The organism is Ruegeria sp. CG11, assembly GCF_056537245.1.
The window spans coordinates 26,104-43,036 of sequence record NZ_JBQFRE010000010.1; the positions used below are offsets into that span (position 1 = coordinate 26,104).

At 54.7% G+C, this 16,933-nt stretch carries 14 protein-coding genes and 2 pseudogenes; 9 read left to right on the plus strand and 7 right to left on the minus strand.

What is annotated here, in order from left to right; translation table 11 throughout:
- The first annotated feature begins 62 nt into the window (after positions 1-62).
- On the plus strand, positions 63-1,757 hold the full coding sequence (locus ACR0KW_RS17530) for a phosphate ABC transporter substrate-binding/OmpA family protein (RefSeq protein WP_480806160.1): 1,695 nt from the start codon (positions 63-65) through the stop codon (positions 1,755-1,757).
- Positions 1,758-1,860: 103 nt separating this feature from the next.
- On the opposite strand, the pseudogene ACR0KW_RS17535 reads toward ACR0KW_RS17530, so the two are convergent.
- From ACR0KW_RS17535 to ACR0KW_RS17560, 6 genes and pseudogenes are all read right to left on the minus strand, one after another.
- Positions 1,861-2,478 (minus strand): annotated as a pseudogene (locus ACR0KW_RS17535) (IS6 family transposase); the annotation flags it as partial.
- Between the two features lie 69 nt (positions 2,479-2,547).
- A pseudogene (locus tag ACR0KW_RS17540) lies at positions 2,548-2,976 on the minus strand (integrase core domain-containing protein); the annotation flags it as partial.
- Between the two features lie 219 nt (positions 2,977-3,195).
- Positions 3,196-4,266, minus strand: a complete 1,071-nt coding sequence (locus ACR0KW_RS17545) for an ABC transporter ATP-binding protein (protein WP_480806161.1) — start codon at positions 4,264-4,266, stop codon at positions 3,196-3,198.
- The gene (locus ACR0KW_RS17550; protein ID WP_480806162.1) at positions 4,263-6,479 is read right to left on the minus strand and encodes an ABC transporter permease; all 2,217 of its coding nucleotides are present in this window, start codon (positions 6,477-6,479) and stop codon (positions 4,263-4,265) included. The genes ACR0KW_RS17545 and ACR0KW_RS17550 overlap by 4 nt, the downstream gene beginning before the upstream one ends.
- Positions 6,480-7,505, minus strand: coding sequence for an ABC transporter substrate-binding protein (locus ACR0KW_RS17555; protein ID WP_480806163.1), 1,026 nt, complete (start codon positions 7,503-7,505; stop codon positions 6,480-6,482).
- Positions 7,506-7,562: 57 nt separating this feature from the next.
- The gene (locus ACR0KW_RS17560; protein WP_480806164.1) at positions 7,563-8,027 is read right to left on the minus strand and encodes an NUDIX hydrolase; all 465 of its coding nucleotides are present in this window, start codon (positions 8,025-8,027) and stop codon (positions 7,563-7,565) included.
- Between the two features lie 244 nt (positions 8,028-8,271).
- On the opposite strand from ACR0KW_RS17560, the gene ACR0KW_RS17565 reads away from it, so the two are divergent.
- The 6 genes from ACR0KW_RS17565 (at position 8,272) to ACR0KW_RS17590 (ending at position 13,501) form a co-directional block, all read left to right on the plus strand.
- Positions 8,272-9,081: a DeoR/GlpR family DNA-binding transcription regulator gene (locus ACR0KW_RS17565; protein WP_480806165.1), complete on the plus strand. Its 810-nt coding sequence runs from the start codon at positions 8,272-8,274 to the stop codon at positions 9,079-9,081.
- 61 nt (positions 9,082-9,142) lie between these two features.
- Positions 9,143-10,117, plus strand: a complete 975-nt coding sequence (gene phnD / locus ACR0KW_RS17570) for a phosphate/phosphite/phosphonate ABC transporter substrate-binding protein (protein WP_480469231.1) — start codon at positions 9,143-9,145, stop codon at positions 10,115-10,117.
- 60 nt (positions 10,118-10,177) lie between these two features.
- Positions 10,178-10,972, plus strand: coding sequence for a phosphonate ABC transporter ATP-binding protein (gene phnC / locus ACR0KW_RS17575; RefSeq protein ID WP_480806166.1), 795 nt, complete (start codon positions 10,178-10,180; stop codon positions 10,970-10,972).
- Complete coding sequence (gene phnE / locus ACR0KW_RS17580; protein WP_480806167.1) at positions 10,969-11,784, plus strand: phosphonate ABC transporter, permease protein PhnE; 816 nt, start codon at positions 10,969-10,971, stop codon at positions 11,782-11,784. Before phnC ends, phnE (ACR0KW_RS17580) begins: the two co-directional genes overlap by 4 nt.
- Positions 11,784-12,599, plus strand: coding sequence for a phosphonate ABC transporter, permease protein PhnE (gene phnE / locus ACR0KW_RS17585; RefSeq protein ID WP_480806168.1), 816 nt, complete (start codon positions 11,784-11,786; stop codon positions 12,597-12,599). Before phnE (ACR0KW_RS17580) ends, phnE (ACR0KW_RS17585) begins: the two co-directional genes overlap by 1 nt.
- Positions 12,596-13,501 carry an HAD-IIA family hydrolase gene (locus ACR0KW_RS17590; RefSeq protein ID WP_480806169.1) on the plus strand — a complete coding sequence of 302 codons (906 nt, stop codon included), beginning with the start codon at positions 12,596-12,598 and terminating at the stop codon, positions 13,499-13,501. The genes phnE (ACR0KW_RS17585) and ACR0KW_RS17590 overlap by 4 nt, the downstream gene beginning before the upstream one ends.
- 632 nt (positions 13,502-14,133) lie before the next feature.
- Here the strand turns inward: ACR0KW_RS17590 and ACR0KW_RS17595 are convergent.
- Positions 14,134-15,078 (minus strand): LysR family transcriptional regulator, encoded by a 945-nt coding sequence (locus ACR0KW_RS17595; RefSeq protein WP_480806170.1) that lies wholly within the window; start codon positions 15,076-15,078, stop codon positions 14,134-14,136.
- 56 nt (positions 15,079-15,134) lie between these two features.
- Here ACR0KW_RS17595 and ACR0KW_RS17600 point away from each other — a divergent pair, with 56 nt between their 5' ends.
- Positions 15,135-15,863, plus strand: coding sequence for a TSUP family transporter (locus tag ACR0KW_RS17600; protein WP_480806171.1), 729 nt, complete (start codon positions 15,135-15,137; stop codon positions 15,861-15,863).
- Between the two features lie 6 nt (positions 15,864-15,869).
- Positions 15,870-16,892 carry a D-cysteine desulfhydrase family protein gene (locus tag ACR0KW_RS17605; RefSeq protein ID WP_480806172.1) on the plus strand — a complete coding sequence of 341 codons (1,023 nt, stop codon included), beginning with the start codon at positions 15,870-15,872 and terminating at the stop codon, positions 16,890-16,892.
- The last annotated feature ends 41 nt before the right edge of the window (positions 16,893-16,933 follow it).

Consider the following 16,933-nt stretch of genomic DNA (forward strand, 5'->3'; position numbering starts at 1 on the left):
CTTTCTGGACCTCAAAATCATTCCTGGCGCACAATTCCAGACAAGTGTTTGTGGCCGCCAGCATGTTCGCATCTGCTTTTGCTCTTGAGGCAAGCGCGCAACCGGCAAATGAAGTTGAACTCACCACTCATGACGGCGGCACGAGTGTCCGCGGCGTAATTCTGGAGTATGACGGGGCCACCTATGTCCTGCAGACAGAGTTGGGGAAACTGACACTTTATGCTGCGATGCTTAAATGTTCCGGTGCGGGCTGTCCCGGAGCTGACGGAACTATCGCGGAAGCCGAACCGGAAGAAGAGGTAGTCGACACAAGGGTGACGTTGGTCTCGCGGAGCGATGACACAGAAGTTATCGGGGAGTTGGTCGAATACAGCGACAGCTACTATGTCGTTGAAACCCCGCTCGGTAGCTTTCAACTTTCCACGGACCGGGTAGACTGCATTGGCGCCGCCTGCCCGGATTTGAATCTCTATGATCCGAAGATCGCTGTGCTTGGCGGGACCAACGCAGTTGACTTCATGATGCCGGCATTGCTGAGCGAATATGCGCGCGAGCGTGGGCTTCGCTATCTGATTGACGAGCAATCCCCAGGTCGTTCTGTTGTCACTCTTCTGAGCAGTGAGGACGGTTCCGTGGTCGCCGAAATAGACATGCAGCCTTCCAACGCGGCCGATTCCGTCTTCGCTCCGGACATCATGATCACAGACCAACCGATCGACACGGCTGCGGGTACGGAGCGGGAGTTTATGCTTGCACTGGACAGTCGCGTTCTGATTGCCGGCGACAAAAACCCTGTCCGCGACCTGAGCATTGAAGAAATCGCGGGCATTCTGTCCGGTGATTTGCGGTCCTGGGAAAACCTGGGCGGGGGCAATTCGCCGGTTACGCTGCATCTGCTAGAAGGGGATAGACCAGCGCTCTTTTATCAGAAGATCTCTGGCAGTCCCGATGGCCCCCTGGTCGCGGATACAGTATTTCATCCCAGTGCGCAGGACTTGATCAATTCCGTCCGTGCAGATCGCTCGGCGCTTGGTCTCCTTGATCGCGTGCAGGTACAGCGTGATGGGGCCGATATGATGTCCATCCGTAAAGCCTGTGGGCTTATGTCTGAACCGTCCAATTTCGATCTGAAAATCAACAACTATCCGTTGTCGCGCCCAATCCTTGCGTACGCCGCAGAAGAGAATCTGCATTCGGTTGCCGGTGATTTCCTTCAATGGACGAAGACAGATGCTGCACAATCTGTGCTTGAGGATACAGGGTTCGCCAGCGCGCGACTTCAGCGCATGAAGATACAGGACATGGGTATAGCCCTGATCCACGCCGCTGCCGTCGAACCGGATTTCAGCGGGGATGAGTTTTCGTCTATGATGCGCGAGTTGCGCCGTGCTGACCGCCTATCGATCACGTTCCGCTTTGACAATGCCTCCAGCAATCTGGATGCGGAGTCTGTGCTGAACATCCGCGACCTGGCAAGCCGACTGCGCAACAGCGAATTCGACGGGCTGGAACTTCTGCTTGTCGGCTTTGCCGATAGCGTGGGTGATGCGCGGAACAACACGCGGCTTGCGCAACAACGCGCCGAGGCAGTGCAAGAGGTGCTTGCAAATGAATTTGCCGCTGATGGGCTGAGCGAATTTGACATTCAGGCGCTGAGTTTCGGTGAACAGATGCCGCTCGACTGCAATGATACCGATGAAGGCCGGGCCAGCAATCGTCGCGTTGAAGTCTGGGTTCGCGTGCCCGAAAGTTCTTGATCAGGTGAAGCCAAGGGATTTTGTTGCGAAATTCCTTGCTGACTGTAGAGGGGTTCTGTCGCAAATTTCTTTGAAAGCTGGGTAGGTGGATTAGACGGATCTATTATCCTGCCACTTGCGCGAACTGCTGAAACGGCGAGAGGCCGGATATGAATTGACCTTTTCGGATCATGTTGACCAGTTCATTCCCTGCCAGAGCGGACGCTGCTGATTCAAGTGACTTGAAACCCAACATCGGCTTGTTCCGACGTTTGATAAAACGGTGGTCTTGTTCAATAATGTTGTTGAGGTATTTCCGCCTCACCATCTCGATCAGCATTGGGCAACCAACGCCCTTTTGACTCTTGTTCATGGCTTAAATGCCAGCGGTGATGGCCCCGCTTTTGTCGATAATAGTCTTTCGCGGCAATCCGTTCGATACGAGCGCCCCGGCAAATTACTTTGTCGCAGCAGCTTTATCCCGGCGCTTGGATAGCATGAAGTCCAGTGTCTTGCCGTGTTTGTCGATAGCGCAATAGAGGTAAACCCATTCACCCTTCACTTTCACATGGGTCTCATCCATGCGCCAAGAGCGATCCGCGGCACGCTTCCGGTTTCTGGCAGCTTCAGAAACCAGACCAACATACCAGCTGACCCAGCAATTCAGCGTCGCGTGATTCTGTTCAACGCCACGTTCCACCATGATTTCTTCCAGATCCCGAAATGACACACCGTATCGAACACTGAGCTGCCTCATCTGACGGGCCCAGTTTGACTGTTGGTGCACCATTGGCTTTTGTTCCATTGGGATGATGGTTTCGGGCGCTGACGATCGGTGCCCAGAGCGGTGGGTAATTTGTGTTGTAGTGTTTCCTCCACTGTTCGATCAGGATTTGTGCTTCGCGCAGGTTGTAGAAAATCTCGCCGCTGGGCCGGCCATTGAAGCTTTCGCAATATCCGTTTCCCTCGGGCTGCCAGGTTCAATATGAGCCGTCAGGGCACCGACGGCGGCAATCCGTTCTCGGACGGCGTGGGCGATAAATTCTGACCCATTGTCTGAATGTATGAAACCGGGCGGGCCACGAAGGATGAACAGATCCGTCAGGGAATCGATTGCGTCGGGATTGGTCAGCTTGCGCTTCACCCTGATCGCTAGGCACTCCCGGATGTACTCATCACTCGACCATTGTTCTCGAACCATTGGCGCATCAATGGTTCTCCGTTCAATCCGCTCAACACTAACGGACCATCCAGCCTCTGTCAGCAGCGCAGGAACCTTGGCTGCTTCGCAGGCCATTCGCTCGCCACTGATCCAAATTTGCGTGACATTTGACAAGACTTCACTGGATGTAAATTCTATAGAGCGTTTGTGGCCTGTCGCACTCAGGCCCCAATCCGCTATCGGGACGACCGGAACGATAGAGAGCTCGGGGCAGGTGATGAGCATAAAACTCAGTAGTTAGTCCGGCAAAAGCACCGGCCCTTTGGCGGCAAAACCCATCCTGATTTCGGTGCCGGGTTCTAGTGGTGCTTCGACATCATCGTGGACGGCAAAAACCTGACCGAATGCACCTGTCAGCGTGTATTCCATCCGAACGCCGACATAGGTCGCCTTAGCCACCGTGGCTGATATGCCCTGGTCTGAACCGATCACCAAACGTGAGGGTCGCACGGCGATGGTTGCAGCCCCTTCGGACAAACCGCGACGTTGCAGCGTGTGGCGGTAGCCTTCTATTTCTATCGTTGCCGCGTCGCCATTGATATCGACGATCTGGCAATCCAAAAGGTTTGCCTCGCCTATGAAATCGGCAACAAACCGGTCATTCGGGGCATCGTAAAGCTGGCGTGGTGTGCCCATCTGAGCGATCGCCGCGTTGCGCATGACAACAATCTCATCAGAGACCGCCAGCGCCTCCTCCTGATCGTGGGTCACGTAAACAACTGTCAGGCCGAGGTCTTGCTGGATTGCCCGGATGTCCTCGCGCACCTGACGGCGCAATTTGGCGTCCAGATTGGACAGAGGCTCGTCGAACAACAGCACTTGCGGCTCAAGAACCAGCGCGCGCGCGACGGCAACACGCTGTTGCTGGCCGCCGGATAGTTCCGAGGGTAGGCGGTTGTCGAACCCCTGAAGACCAACCAACTCCAAACCATACAGTGCGCGGCTGCGAGCCTCATCTTTTGCAAAGCCCGAGAATGTGAGGCCATACATCACGTTCTCCAGCACGCTCATATGAGGGAAAAGCGCGTAAGACTGAAACACCATGGATACGTCGCGGTCGGTGGCCGGCAGTTTGGTCACGTCCCGGTCACCAATCAGGATCTTGCCGGAACTGGCCATCTCTAACCCTGCAATCATGCGCAGCGTTGTTGTTTTCCCACAGCCTGACGGGCCAAGCAACGTGACGAGCTTTCCGGCGTCTACGTGAAGATTGATATTATCGACGGCGACGATATCCTTGCCGAACACTTTAGACACGTTCTCAAAGCGTACCGGGGCGGCCTTGGAACCGATTTTGGTGTCGGTCATGGCGATGTCTCCGTTCCGTGCTGAGTGCGCCGGCCAATCTGGACCCGACCGACGAGAAGTTGCAATAAGCCGACCGCCGCGAGCATCACGAAGATCAGCGTTGTCGAATAGGCGATAGCAAGGCCATAGTCGTTATTCTCGACCCGACCGATGATATAGCTGGTTGCCATGTCATACTCCGCGCTGACCAGAAAGATGACAGCCGAGATCGCCGTCATGGCGCGGACAAAGCTGTAGACAAGAGCAGCAAGGATCGCGGGGCGCAACAGCGGCAGGATGACGTTTCGGAACGTCTGCCAGGAGTTTGCGCCAAGGGTCAGCGAAGATTCATCAAGACTGCGGTCCAGCTGCGACATGCTTGCGATGCCCGCGCGAACACCAACCGGCATATTTCGGAAGATGAAGCTGACCACGAGGATGACACCTGTACCCGTTATTTCGATTGGCGGAACATTGAAGGCAAGGATGTAGCTAACGCCGATTACGGTACCTGGGATAGCGAATGACAGCATGGTGCCGAATTCAAAGGCGTTCTTGCCCGCAAAGCTCTGCCGGGTCAGCAGATAGGCCGTTACCAGCCCAACGGCGGCAGTCAATGGTGCTGCAATGGCTGCGATTGTGATGGTGGTCCAGAAACTGTCCCAAGCGGCTCCGGTCCAACGTATACCCTCTTCTTCAAAGCGGACTGAAAATGCGGTGATGTAGTGTTTAATCGTCAGCGAGTTGTCGACCCCCCACAGCTCGACCACACTGCCGTAGATGATCATCGCATAGACAACAATTGTGAATAGTGCCCAACCCAGAGCGATGAGCAGCACGGGAACAGAAAGGCCGGTAGGCATCAGCGGATGAACCCCTGCATCCCCCTTACCGGTGACGGTTGTGTAGCTCTTCTTACCCAGCCAGACGCGCTGCGCATAAAAGGCCGAAAGGGTAAAGAACAGCAGCACCATGGCCAGGACCGCAGCCCGGCCTTGATCATATTGAGCGCCGACAATGGCGAAGAATATTTCGGTCGAAAGCACGTCGAAATTTCCGCCCAATACAAGCGGGTTGCCGAAATCGGCCATGCTTTCGATGAAGCCCAGAAGAAATGCGTTCGCAAGACCAGGCCGCATCAGCGGCAAAGAAACCGTCTTGAACGTCTGCCATCTGCTGGCGCGAAGCGTCTGGGCAGCTTCTTCCATTGAAGGCGAAACGCCTTCCACAACGCCTATCAGTACGAGAAACGCAATTGGCGTAAACGCGAGTGTCTGAGCGATCAGGATGCCCGGCATTCCGTAAAGCCAGCGTGTCGGCTGCGTGCCGAAAAGCTCGGCAAAAAACCGGGTGACGGAACCGGACAGGCCAAAAAGCAGGATGAGCGCGAGACCGATCACGAATGGCGGGGTGATTATTGGCAGTACGGTCAAGGCCCGAAGCGCGCGCTTGTAGTGAAAGCCCGAGCGCGTCACGACCAACGCGAAACACAGACCCAGGACCGTGGTGATGACGCCCACGAGGATGGCGAGGAACAGTGAATTCCAGGCGGCGCCGCAGCGCGCACCCCGAAAACAGCCCAAACCCCACAGTCGATCATCAAAAAACTTCGAGAAAAATACCGCGATGGAATACGCGCCGTCTTCAGTGACGAAGGCCGCGAAAAGCATCTTGGCGATGGGGAAAAAGACAAATGCGGTGACGATTGTTATCACACCGCCAATAGCACTTACGACGAAAACGTCACCGTTAATGGCACCTCTTGCAGCGATCCCCTGAGTGAGCAGGAACAGAAAGCTAGATGCGCAAATCATTGCGCCATAGCCCATTCCAAACTGACGGTCGCCAAGCTCGCCGAACAATGCTTCCAACCAGTCGAAGTTGAAGCCTCTGATACCAATGCTGAACCCCTGAGCGATCAACCAGCCGAAGCCGAGCGCACCGGACAGGATCAGAATGCGCGCGTAGAGCGGGTCAGATTTGGCGCGCTTTAACACCAGAAGCGGCAATACAAGCGCTATCAGAAGTGGAGTGAGCCAGAGTTTTTCGCCTTGCCCGATCAGAAATGCAGCCGGGGCATAGTCCTCGTCGAATGGGTAGCCGTCCAATAGCCATTCGAAGGACCATAGGCCGCCGTCAACCATGTACCATGGCAGAAAGCAGAATCCGACCCACCCGGCGATGATCCAGAAGATCAGGACCGGATGGGTCGTTTTTGATATATTATCAGTCATTTACTGCGGCAGAACCGAAACTTCCTCGTCCCATTTCTGCAACAGGCGCTTTCGTTCATCTGAGGAGCCATACTTCTTGAAGTCATAGTCAATCAGCTTGATCTGACTCATGTCAGGCGCGCTTTCCGAAGTTTCCGCGCCCTTGTTCGATGGCACCTGAAACGCATTGACCTGAAGGGCAAGATTTTGCGCTTCGGGCGACAGGGCCCAGTCATAGAACTTCTTCGCCTCTTCCTCGTTGCGGGCTCCTTCAATAATCGACATCGAGCCGATTTCGTATCCGGTGCCCTCGCATGGTGCCACGACCTTGATAGGGAACCCTGAAACGGCCTGCTTCACGGCGTCATGCATGAAGACGATACCAATTGTGTTCTCACCACGTCCGGCGGCCTTAATCGGTGCTGAGCCTGACTTGGTATACTGGTTGATATTCGAATGCAGGCCTTTCATGAACTCAAAGCCTTCGTCCTCGCCGAAGATCTGCACCATTGAAGCCAGCGTCGTATAGGCCGTACCTGACGAGTTCGGGTTCGCCATCTGAACATGCCCTTTGTATTCGGGCTTCAACAGGTCTTTCCAGCAGGCAGGTTCGGGCAGATTGTTTGCTGCGACAAGGTCGGCATTGTAGCCGTACCCAAGCGCGCCTGAATAGATGCCGATCGTTTTGTTGTCCGCGCTTTCAGCCTGGGATATCGCCCAATCGTGAAGTTGGTCGCGCATTGGCGATAGGTATTCCATCGTCAAGCCTTCCTCTGCGGCCTGCAAATGCGGATCACCCGTACCACCCCACCAAACGTCTCCCTTCGGGTTCGAACTTTCGGCCCGGATTTGTGCAAAGGTCTCGCCTGACGATTTTCGAGTCATGTTGACGTCGATGCCAGTCGCATCTTCAAAGCTGCGCGCCATAAGTTGGCACCAATCTTCTTGCGCCGAACAATAGAACGTAAGCTTATCGGCCTGTGCCGCCGACAGTGACGCGGCCAAGGCAATCACTGATCCAACCGCAGTGGTTGTCAATTTCCTCATTTTTTCCTCCCTTTGTGCTTATTGTGTCCGGGCTTCCCGGTTCTATTATGCCCTTCCTCAAGCAGCCTTTCGAAGCTTCTTCGCGACCGATTTGACTTCTTGATTGTCTGTTAGATTTTTCAGCAATTGTGACAGGTCTTTTTCTTCGACCAGCTTTGCGGCTTTTGCCGGTGAAAACCAGTGACGCGTTCGCTCACCTTCTTCCTTCCAGCGTCGCTTCAGCTTTTCAACGACCAATGGATAAAGGGTGACGCGGCAGCGAACGCTGCTTCTGCCTTCATATCGCTTGTCGTAGAAAAAATGACCGATTGGCCGTTTCGAGATGGTGCCGACCGCACCCGCTTCTTCCTGAGCTTCTATTTCAGCGGCATGCCACGGCTTTTTGCCGTCCATAAGCCATCCCTTTGGTATAACCCACCGGCCCGTATCCCGTGAAGTGACCATCAGAACACGCAACTTGCCAGTCTTGTCCCAGCGCATCGGAAGCGCCGCAATCTGATTTGCCGTTTCGCTGTCGCTCATGCTGTCCCTCAATGCCACACGATCAAAACCGAAAAGGAAGCTGTCTAAATAGCAAGTTGGCCGGTTAAGACGCTTCCTCGATTTCCATTCTGAGTATGATCAGCATGTGCATTTTAGCTCTGCGCTTTGAAGTACTTGGATTCTCTCGAATTCTCACAACCTTCCGAGGGTTATGCAACAAAAATTATTGCAAAATGCCCGAAAGCCCACAAAGGTAGATTTCGAAACCTAGTCGGGTCGTCGGATGTCCAAAACCAAAACGCGCGGCAAAATGTCTGAAAAGAAGCAGAGCCGGGTAAAGAAGTCCGACCGGCGCCAACAGATACTGTTGGAGTTGAAGCTACGCCCGCACGTCCGCATCAGCGAACTGGCACAGCGATTCAACGTCTCCAACGAAACAGTACGCAGGGATTTCGACGCTCTGTCGAATGACGGCTTGATAGCGCGTGCACACGGCGGGGCATCAGCCCCTGCGCAAGGACAGTTTCCGGGTTTGGATGAACGGACAAGCGCCCGGGTTGAGGAACGCGAACGGATAGGTGTTAGAGCCGCAGAACTGATCCAGGGCGGTGAAACGGTCATGATCGATTCCGGTTCAACCACCATCGAGATGGCACGTGCACTGGCTTATCTCGGCACGCATTGCACGGTGATCACCAATTCAATTCCCGTCGCGATGACCCTTGGTCATGGGGCTGCCCAAGTCCTGCTATGCCCAGGGGAATATTTGGCTACTGAATCCGCAACGATAGGCACCGAAACGCTGGAATTTCTGTCCCGTTTCAATGTCGACAGATGTATGATCGGCTCCTCGGGTTTCTCAGCCGAAGGTCCTTCTGAGACAGTGCGGGGCTTTGCTGCTGTAAAGAGAATGATGCTGACGCGCTCCGAGAAGCGGCATCTTCTGATTGATTCCGGGAAATTCGGCCGCAAAGGCCTGTCTCACGTGGGAGACCTTGGCGGTCTGGATTCCATCGTTACCGATAAAAAACCAACAGGAGAATTGCGTAACGCTATTGAGGGCGCCGAGATCGATTTACTCGTCGCCGGGTAGGCATGACATGATTGATTAACAGCGGATCAAAAAAGGACCGCGCATAACTGGGAGGAAAAACATGAAGATCGATATAAAACTATTGATTGGGGCATCCGCGATTGCGCTCATGTCGCTGAGTGGGACGGCGTCGGCACAAGATTGTCCGCGCGGTGACCTGGATGAGCGGTTTTGTGATGCCGACGGGGATTTGATTGCTGATATCCCCACAGACCCCTCCGAGCAAATAGATCCTGACACCTTGATTTTTGCCTATACTCCGGTTGAAGACCCCGCCGTATACAAAACTGCGTGGTCGGATTTTCTCGACCATTTGAAAGCGGAAACTGGCAAGGACGTTGTCTTCTTTCCGGTTCAGAACAACGCCGCCCAGATTGAAGCGATGCGTTCGGGGCGTCTGCATATTGCGGGCTTTAACACTGGCTCCAACCCGCTGGCGGTAAACTGCGCCGGGTTCCGCCCGTTCACAATCATGGCTTCGAAGGACGGTAACTTCGGTTACGAGATGGAAATCATCACCTATCCGGGCTCGGGCATCGAAAAGGTCGAGGACATCAAGGGCAAGCAACTGGCGTTTACGTCGCCCACATCCAACTCTGGGTTTAAAGCGCCTTCAGCAATCCTGAAAAGCGACTTTGATCTTCTGCCCGAACGCGATTTCGAACCTGTCTACTCGGGCAAGCACGACAATTCGATCCTGGGTGTTGCCAACAAGGATTACTTGGCGGCCTCGATCGCGAACTCGGTTAAATCCCGGATGATCTTGCGCGATGTGATCAAGGAAGATGATGTCGTGACGATTTACAAGTCGCAGACCTTCCCAACGACCGGGTTTGGCACGGTTTACAACCTGACGCCCGAGTTGCAGGAGAAGATCCGCAATGCTTTCTTTAACTTCGACTGGGACGGCACGACACTTGAAGCCGAGTTCTCGAAATCGAATGAAGGTCAATTCCTTGAGATGACCTATCAGGAATTCTGGGACGTCATTCGGAAAATTGACGCGGCAAATGGCGTCTCCTACGCCTGCCAGTAACCCTTGGCCAATCTTGCGGGCCTGAAAGGGCCCGCTACTCACCCTAATCTGGGGCATTTTATGCTGCGTCTTCAAAAGCTGACGAAAACATACAAGACCGGAGATCAGGCGCTGAAGGCCATTGATCTTGAGGTTCCAAAAGGACAGGTTCTTGCATTGATCGGTCCCTCGGGGGCAGGCAAATCGACCATGATCCGCTGCATCAACCGGTTGGTTGAACCCACAAGCGGTAGTGTCCTTTTGGATGACGTGGACCTGACCAAACTCGGATCTGGAGCCTTACGGAAAGCGCGCCGTGAAATGGGTATGATCTTTCAGGAATATGCCTTGGTCGAACGCCTCACGGTGATGGAAAACGTTCTTTCGGGACGATTAGGATACGTTGGATTCTGGCGCAGCTTCCTGCGTCGATATCCGCAGTCGGATGTCGACGAAGCCTTCCGCCTGCTTGATCGGGTGGGGCTGCTACATATGGCCGACAAGCGGGCGGATGAACTGTCAGGTGGTCAACGCCAAAGGGTCGGCATCTGCCGCGCCTTGATTCAAAACCCGAAACTGTTGCTGGTTGATGAGCCAACTGCGTCGCTGGACCCAAAGACCAGCCGTCAGATCATGCGCCTAATCACCGAGTTATGTCAGGAACGCGGATTGGCAGCCATTATCAATATCCATGATGTGGCGCTCGCTCAGATGTTTGTTCCCCGCGTCGTGGGACTCCGCTTTGGCGAAATAGTGTATGATGGGCTGCCCACAGGCCTTACCCCCGAAAAGCTGACCGAGATCTACGGGGAGGAAGACTGGGAAGCAACCATCGAAAAAGTCGACGAAGATGAAGATGTCGAGGCTGCAGAATGAGCCACCGAGAGTTAGACGACATGCTGGGAAAAGGCTGGCGTAAGCCCGCCTTTGTTAAAAACCCATTGCTCCGCTGGGCATTGCTCCTTGGCTTTTTCGCCTACCTGGTCGCGGCGTTCATGACCATCGAAGTTGATTGGGGCCGTGTCTATGAAGGGCTGGATCGGGGATGGGCGTTTGTACTTGCGTTTACCAGCCCGGACTTCATTTCACGGTGGTCAGACATTTGGAGCGGCCTTCTGGAAAGTATCGTGATGACCGTGGCCGCCTCGGTGGTGGGCATCCTGATTTCGATTCCGATTGGATTGGGAGCGGCCCGCAATATCGCGCCATTGCCAATCTACATGATTTGCCGAGGCATTGTCGCGATAAGCCGGGCTTTGCAAGAGATTATCGTCGCCATTTTGCTGGTGGCTATCTTCGGTTTTGGTCCGCTGGCCGGATTTCTGACGCTTTCCTTCGCTACCATCGGGTTTCTGTCCAAACTTCTGGCCGAAGATATCGAAGCTATGGACAAGGTTCAGGCCGAGGCGATTAAGGCCTCTGGAGCGCGTTGGCCACAATGGATCAACTATGGCGTTCAGCCTCAGGTAATGCCGCGACTTGTGGGTCTTTCCATGTATCGGATCGACATCAACTTCCGAGAAAGCGCGATCCTCGGGCTCGTGGGGGCTGGTGGAATTGGTGCAACTTTGAACACCGCATTCGACCGCTATGAATACGACACTGCGGCAGCTATTCTCATTCTTATTATCGGCATCGTGATGGCTCTTGAATACCTTTCGGGAATTATACGAGCGAGGGTTCAGTAATGCCGATAGTTGAACGCGACGATGCGCAAATCTGGCGTCGCCGGACAACGGGTCAGAGTCTGGTTCGTTGGTTCGGCTGGTTTCTGGGCGTGGCGATCTTTGTTTACTGCTGGCAGCTGATCTCAGAGTCGACGACTTGGTTTTTCGTCTGGGATGCGCCCCGCATCGCCAACGATATTTGGACCCGAGCAACGCCTCCTAAATGGGATTACATCACCCAGTTGGGTCGCCCGATTTGGGACACGCTAAACATTGCCACCCTGGGAACCATAATTGCCCTGTGCATGGCAGTGCCAGTTGCCTTTCTGGCGGCCCGCAACACCACACCATCGGCTCTGTTCATCCGCCCTATTGCCCTGTTGGTCATCGTCTCGACCCGCTCCATCAACTCGTTGATCTGGGCGCTTCTATTGATCGCGATTATTGGTCCTGGCGTCTTTGCCGGTGTCATTGCAATCGCCATACGTTCAATCGGGTTTTGCGCAAAGCTTCTTTATGAAGCGATTGAGGAAATTGATCACACTCAGGTCGAAGCGATCACGGCGACCGGTGCTTCACGTTGGCAGGTCATGGCCTACGGAATCGTTCCACAAATCCTGCCCGCTTTCGCAGGCATTGCAGTCTTCCGTTGGGATATCAACATCCGCGAGTCCACGGTGCTTGGGCTGGTTGGAGCCGGGGGCATCGGGTTGCAATTGTCGGCTTCGCTAAATGTCCTGGCCTGGCCACAAGTCAGCCTGATCCTGATTGTAATTCTTGTCGCGGTCATGATCAGTGAATGGGTTTCTGCGAAAGTAAGAGGGGCCATCATTTGACCGGGTTCTCTGCGCAAGAGGCTTTTGATGCCTACGAGGCTGTAAGACATCGCCTTCCGGAAAACAGAACTACCGAAGTGAACTATCGTAAGGCTGAGACGCTAGAGGACATCGCTCATGAGTTCGACGTGTTCCTTCTGGACGCCTTCGGGGTTCTTAATATCGGTGATACGGCGATCCCAGACACACCAGAACGGGTCAGGTCACTGAAAGCAGATGGCAAACGTGTTCTGGTCGTGTCAAATGCCGCAGGGTTTCCTCACGCCACTCTATTAGAGAAATATACCCGACTAGGTTATGACTTTGCGCCACAGGACGTGATTACCAGTCGGGCTACATTATTGTCAGAGCTAAACGGCCAAAGTGAATTGCATTGGGGGTTGATGGCGACACCCAGCGCCGGTCTTCGCGACCTGGAAGGGTTGAAACTCACCTATCTGGAGGATGACCCAAATCCCTACGAAACCGTTGATGGATTCCTGATGATCGGTTCAGCGGCTTGGTCTGAATCCCGGCAAACCATGTTAGAGTCCGCCTTGTTAGAGCGTCCCCGCCCGGTAATGGTTGGCAACCCTGATATTGTCGCTCCTCGCGAGTATGGATTTTCCATGGAGCCCGGCCTTTTTGCGCACCAACTGGCAGACCGGACAGGTGTCGCCCCTCAGTTCTTTGGAAAGCCGTTTGGCAACATCTATGATCTTGCTTTCCGACGTCTCGGACACATCGAAAAGTCCCGAGTTCTGATGGTTGGTGACAGCCTGCACACCGACATTCTGGGCGCACGTAATGCCGGCATAGTTTCGGCGCTCATCTCAGGATTTGGGTTCTTCGCAGGGCATGATTTTGAAGCAGCTATCAAGAGGGCAGGGATAGTACCGGACTTTGTTTTAAACCGGCCTTGAGTATAGAGCGTTCCCTAAAGATGGATATTCTGTTCAACTCGAATGTCGGGTAGGCCTGCGTTACGAACATGCTTATCATGGTAATTCAGATCCGCGCCCGAATTGCAGCTTTCGAGAACCCCACCACAGCAATGTGCCCCCTGGACCAACGTCCGGATTGGGTCGGCAGTGACCAAAGCCGAAAATATGTACAAATCATAGTGAGGCGACATCGGCAATTATGAGGATGGCCCATTAGAGGCATTCGTTGCTACTGCCAGCCCCGAGTTCAACTTCTCTTTACTGGGCGTTCAGCCAATGCCCACCAAAGTGGCAACACCACGAGCGAGGGATTTATTGACGCCGAAGCATCAATGTGGACCTCGTGAGATCCAGATTGGGACGACCGACAATACGCAAGCGATGTTCTGGGCGTTTGAGAGACCGGTATTAGACGTTGTTTTTGCATTCGATGCCAAAGCTGACGGCTTTCACCAGGAAGCCTGCCAGAGCGTTTGTGCAAGCTTCGGCGCTGATGTTTTCGTTCTTCGCCAGCGGGGCAGATCTAGGTTTCGTGTTCAGTGGAAGCTAAAAAGAGGTCGTACACACAAACGCTCGCACTTCAGACGATGATGAATGGTATATCCTTGAGCTTAGTGGGTCTGATCCTGATGCTCTTTCAGTTCATTTGTAAATCTTTGCAAACCGGGAATGTCATTTGATGCGGAAAAGGTGATCATTCGGACCGGCCAACTGAGGTCGTATGTCAAAGGCACGGCGGACACATCGTCTGCTGTCGACATGCCTAAAATATCTTTGTCAACGATTGCACGGCCTGCGCCCTGAGCGACCATGCGAACCAAAGCGGATTGTGTCTGGGCTTCGGCTCTGACCTGAAATGGAACCTCAGAGCTGTCGAACATTACCTCCACTGCTCGACGGAACGGGCTGCGAGGTGTCAGCATGATTTGAGGAGCCTCCGCGAGTTGAGCAGGCGAGACTTTGCGCGCTTTGGCCAGCGGGTCGTCGCGGGGAACAATCACCACCGGTTGAAGGTCGGCCAACCGAGTGCAAGCCAGATTTGGATCGCCGGGATCAGACGATACAATTGCGCAATCCACTCGTCCTTCGCGCAGCGCGGCCATTCCGGCCTTCTCGTCCAGAACATCGACATCCACTCTTAGGGCAGAGAGTTCCGCCATGAGTCTGCCGGCTGCAACCGCAACGCGGGTATCGGCCACTGCCGGAACCGTTGCCACACGCAAATGTCCTCCAGTGCCAGAGGCGATTTGAATTGCGGCCTCCTGGATACGTTCCAAGCCCTGATAGTGTTTTTGAACCGCCTGCTGCAGACTGTGCGCCGCGGAGGTTGGCTCGAATTTACGTCCCGATCGATCGAACAGGGGCACGCCCATTTCGGCCTCAAGCTCAGCGACGACACGGCTTATAGCGGGCTGAGATATGTGCAGGGCATCTGCCGCCTTTCGCGTGGACCGGTGTCGATAGGCCATCTGGAAAAGCTCAATCTGTCGGGCAGTTATGCGCATATGAATTGATAACACCAGCGTATCAATAAATACAATAAGATGATTTTTCATTAAGGCTGTGCGGCGTTACCGTTCCGTTCATGAACTGTGAAACAATGGATCGAAACGTGCCCGCTGACCTACTGATCTTGCTGCTTGCCATTTTAACAGGGGCAGCGATTCAGGTCGGGGTCGGGATTGGGTTCAGCATCGTTGTAGCGCCTGTGATGATGGTGTTGCTGGGGACGGCCACGGCTGTTCCGGTCTTGCTTATGCTGAACACACTCGTATCGCTTGTCGCGTCGAACAGGCGGGTGTGGTCCATGAACACTGCACTGATCCGAAATGCGGTGATTGGGTGTGTTGCGGGCATCGCTCTGGGTCTTTTGATTTACCCTTATCTGTCGGAACGCATGGTGTTGGTCCTGACGGGCGTTCTTTTACTTGTCGGAGTAGCCACCTCGTTGCTGCCGCAGGATAACAAGGTTGGGCCGCGGGGATTTCAGGCAATTTCGGGCCTGTCCGGCCTTGCCACAGTGTGGGCAGCCACTCCCGGTCCTTTGATGATTCTGGGCTTTCTGGCCTCGGGTCGAACCCCGCACGAAGCGCGTCGGTTGGTACAGCCCGTGGCACTGGTCGCATATGGTTCAGCCTTCGCGTTGCACTGCCTGTCGGACTGGGCGGCCTTTGCCAGCGCCCCGTGGCTTTTGCCGTTTGTCGCGGCCACAATTGCTGGCAGTCTGCTGGGGCACGTGATCGGTCCGCTGCTGCCGCAACAGGCCATTACCCACGCCATTCGGATTATCTCGATTCTCGCGTGCGCGGCCCTGTTCCGCCGTGCCTATCTGGTTGGATGACAAGTGATGACTGAACAGATGAATATCGACCTGAAACTGTCTGAGTTCCCGCGCGCTCGTTTGATGACCGAAGTCACACCGGTCGAAAGGCTGGATCGCCTGTCAGACCGCCTGGGTATTGACCTCTGGCTGAAACGGGACGACCTGACCGGGCTTAGCTTTGGTGGCAACAAGACTCGGCAGTTGGAGTTCTATTTTGGCGAAGCGTTACAACAGCGGGCTGACACCGTCCTGATTACCGGAGCGGTACAGTCGAACTTTGTACGCACAGCGGCCGCCGCGGCGGCCCGTTTGGGGATGAAATCCGTTCTGCAGCTGGAAGAGCGGGTGCCGGGCATGGGAGAGCAGTACTACCAGTCGGGCAATGTCCTGCTGGCCAAAATCCTGGGCGCTGAACACATGCACTTTCCGGTAGGAGAAGATGAAGTCGGCGCGGACAATGCCCTGCATGAAAGGGCGGCTCAGCTGGTTGCCGCCGGCCATCGGCCCTATGTCATCCACCTTGGTGTCGACCACCCGCCCTTGGGGGCATTGGGCTATGTCCAGGGGGGCGCGGAACTGAGCGCGCAAATGAGCGATTTTGATGCCGCAGTCGTGCCTTCGGGCAGCGGCTCAACCCACGGCGGGTTTCTGACGGGGCTACGGCTGTCCGGAATGCGCGCGCCCGTCTACGGCATCTGTGTGCGACGCGATCAGGATCAGCAATACGCGCGCATGGAAAAAGTCCTCGGCAGATTGGCCGCCTTGATGGATTTCGACCCGGCGATCGTCATGAACGGCATCAACGTCTGGGATGGCGCACTCGCGCCCGGATATGGGCGAGTCGGGGAAGGGACGCGTGATGCCCTGACCCTCATGGCGCGCACTGAAGGTATTTTCTTGGATCCAGTCTACTCGGCAAAGACATTTGCCGGGCTATTGGGACTGTTGGACGAGGGTGTGATCTGCAAGGGCCAAAAGGTCGTCATGCTGCATACCGGGGGGCTACCGGCACTGTTTGGGTATCAGGACGTGATTGGATCGATCTGACAAAACCCAGTGCGCTGACACCACGATCATTACCAATCAAA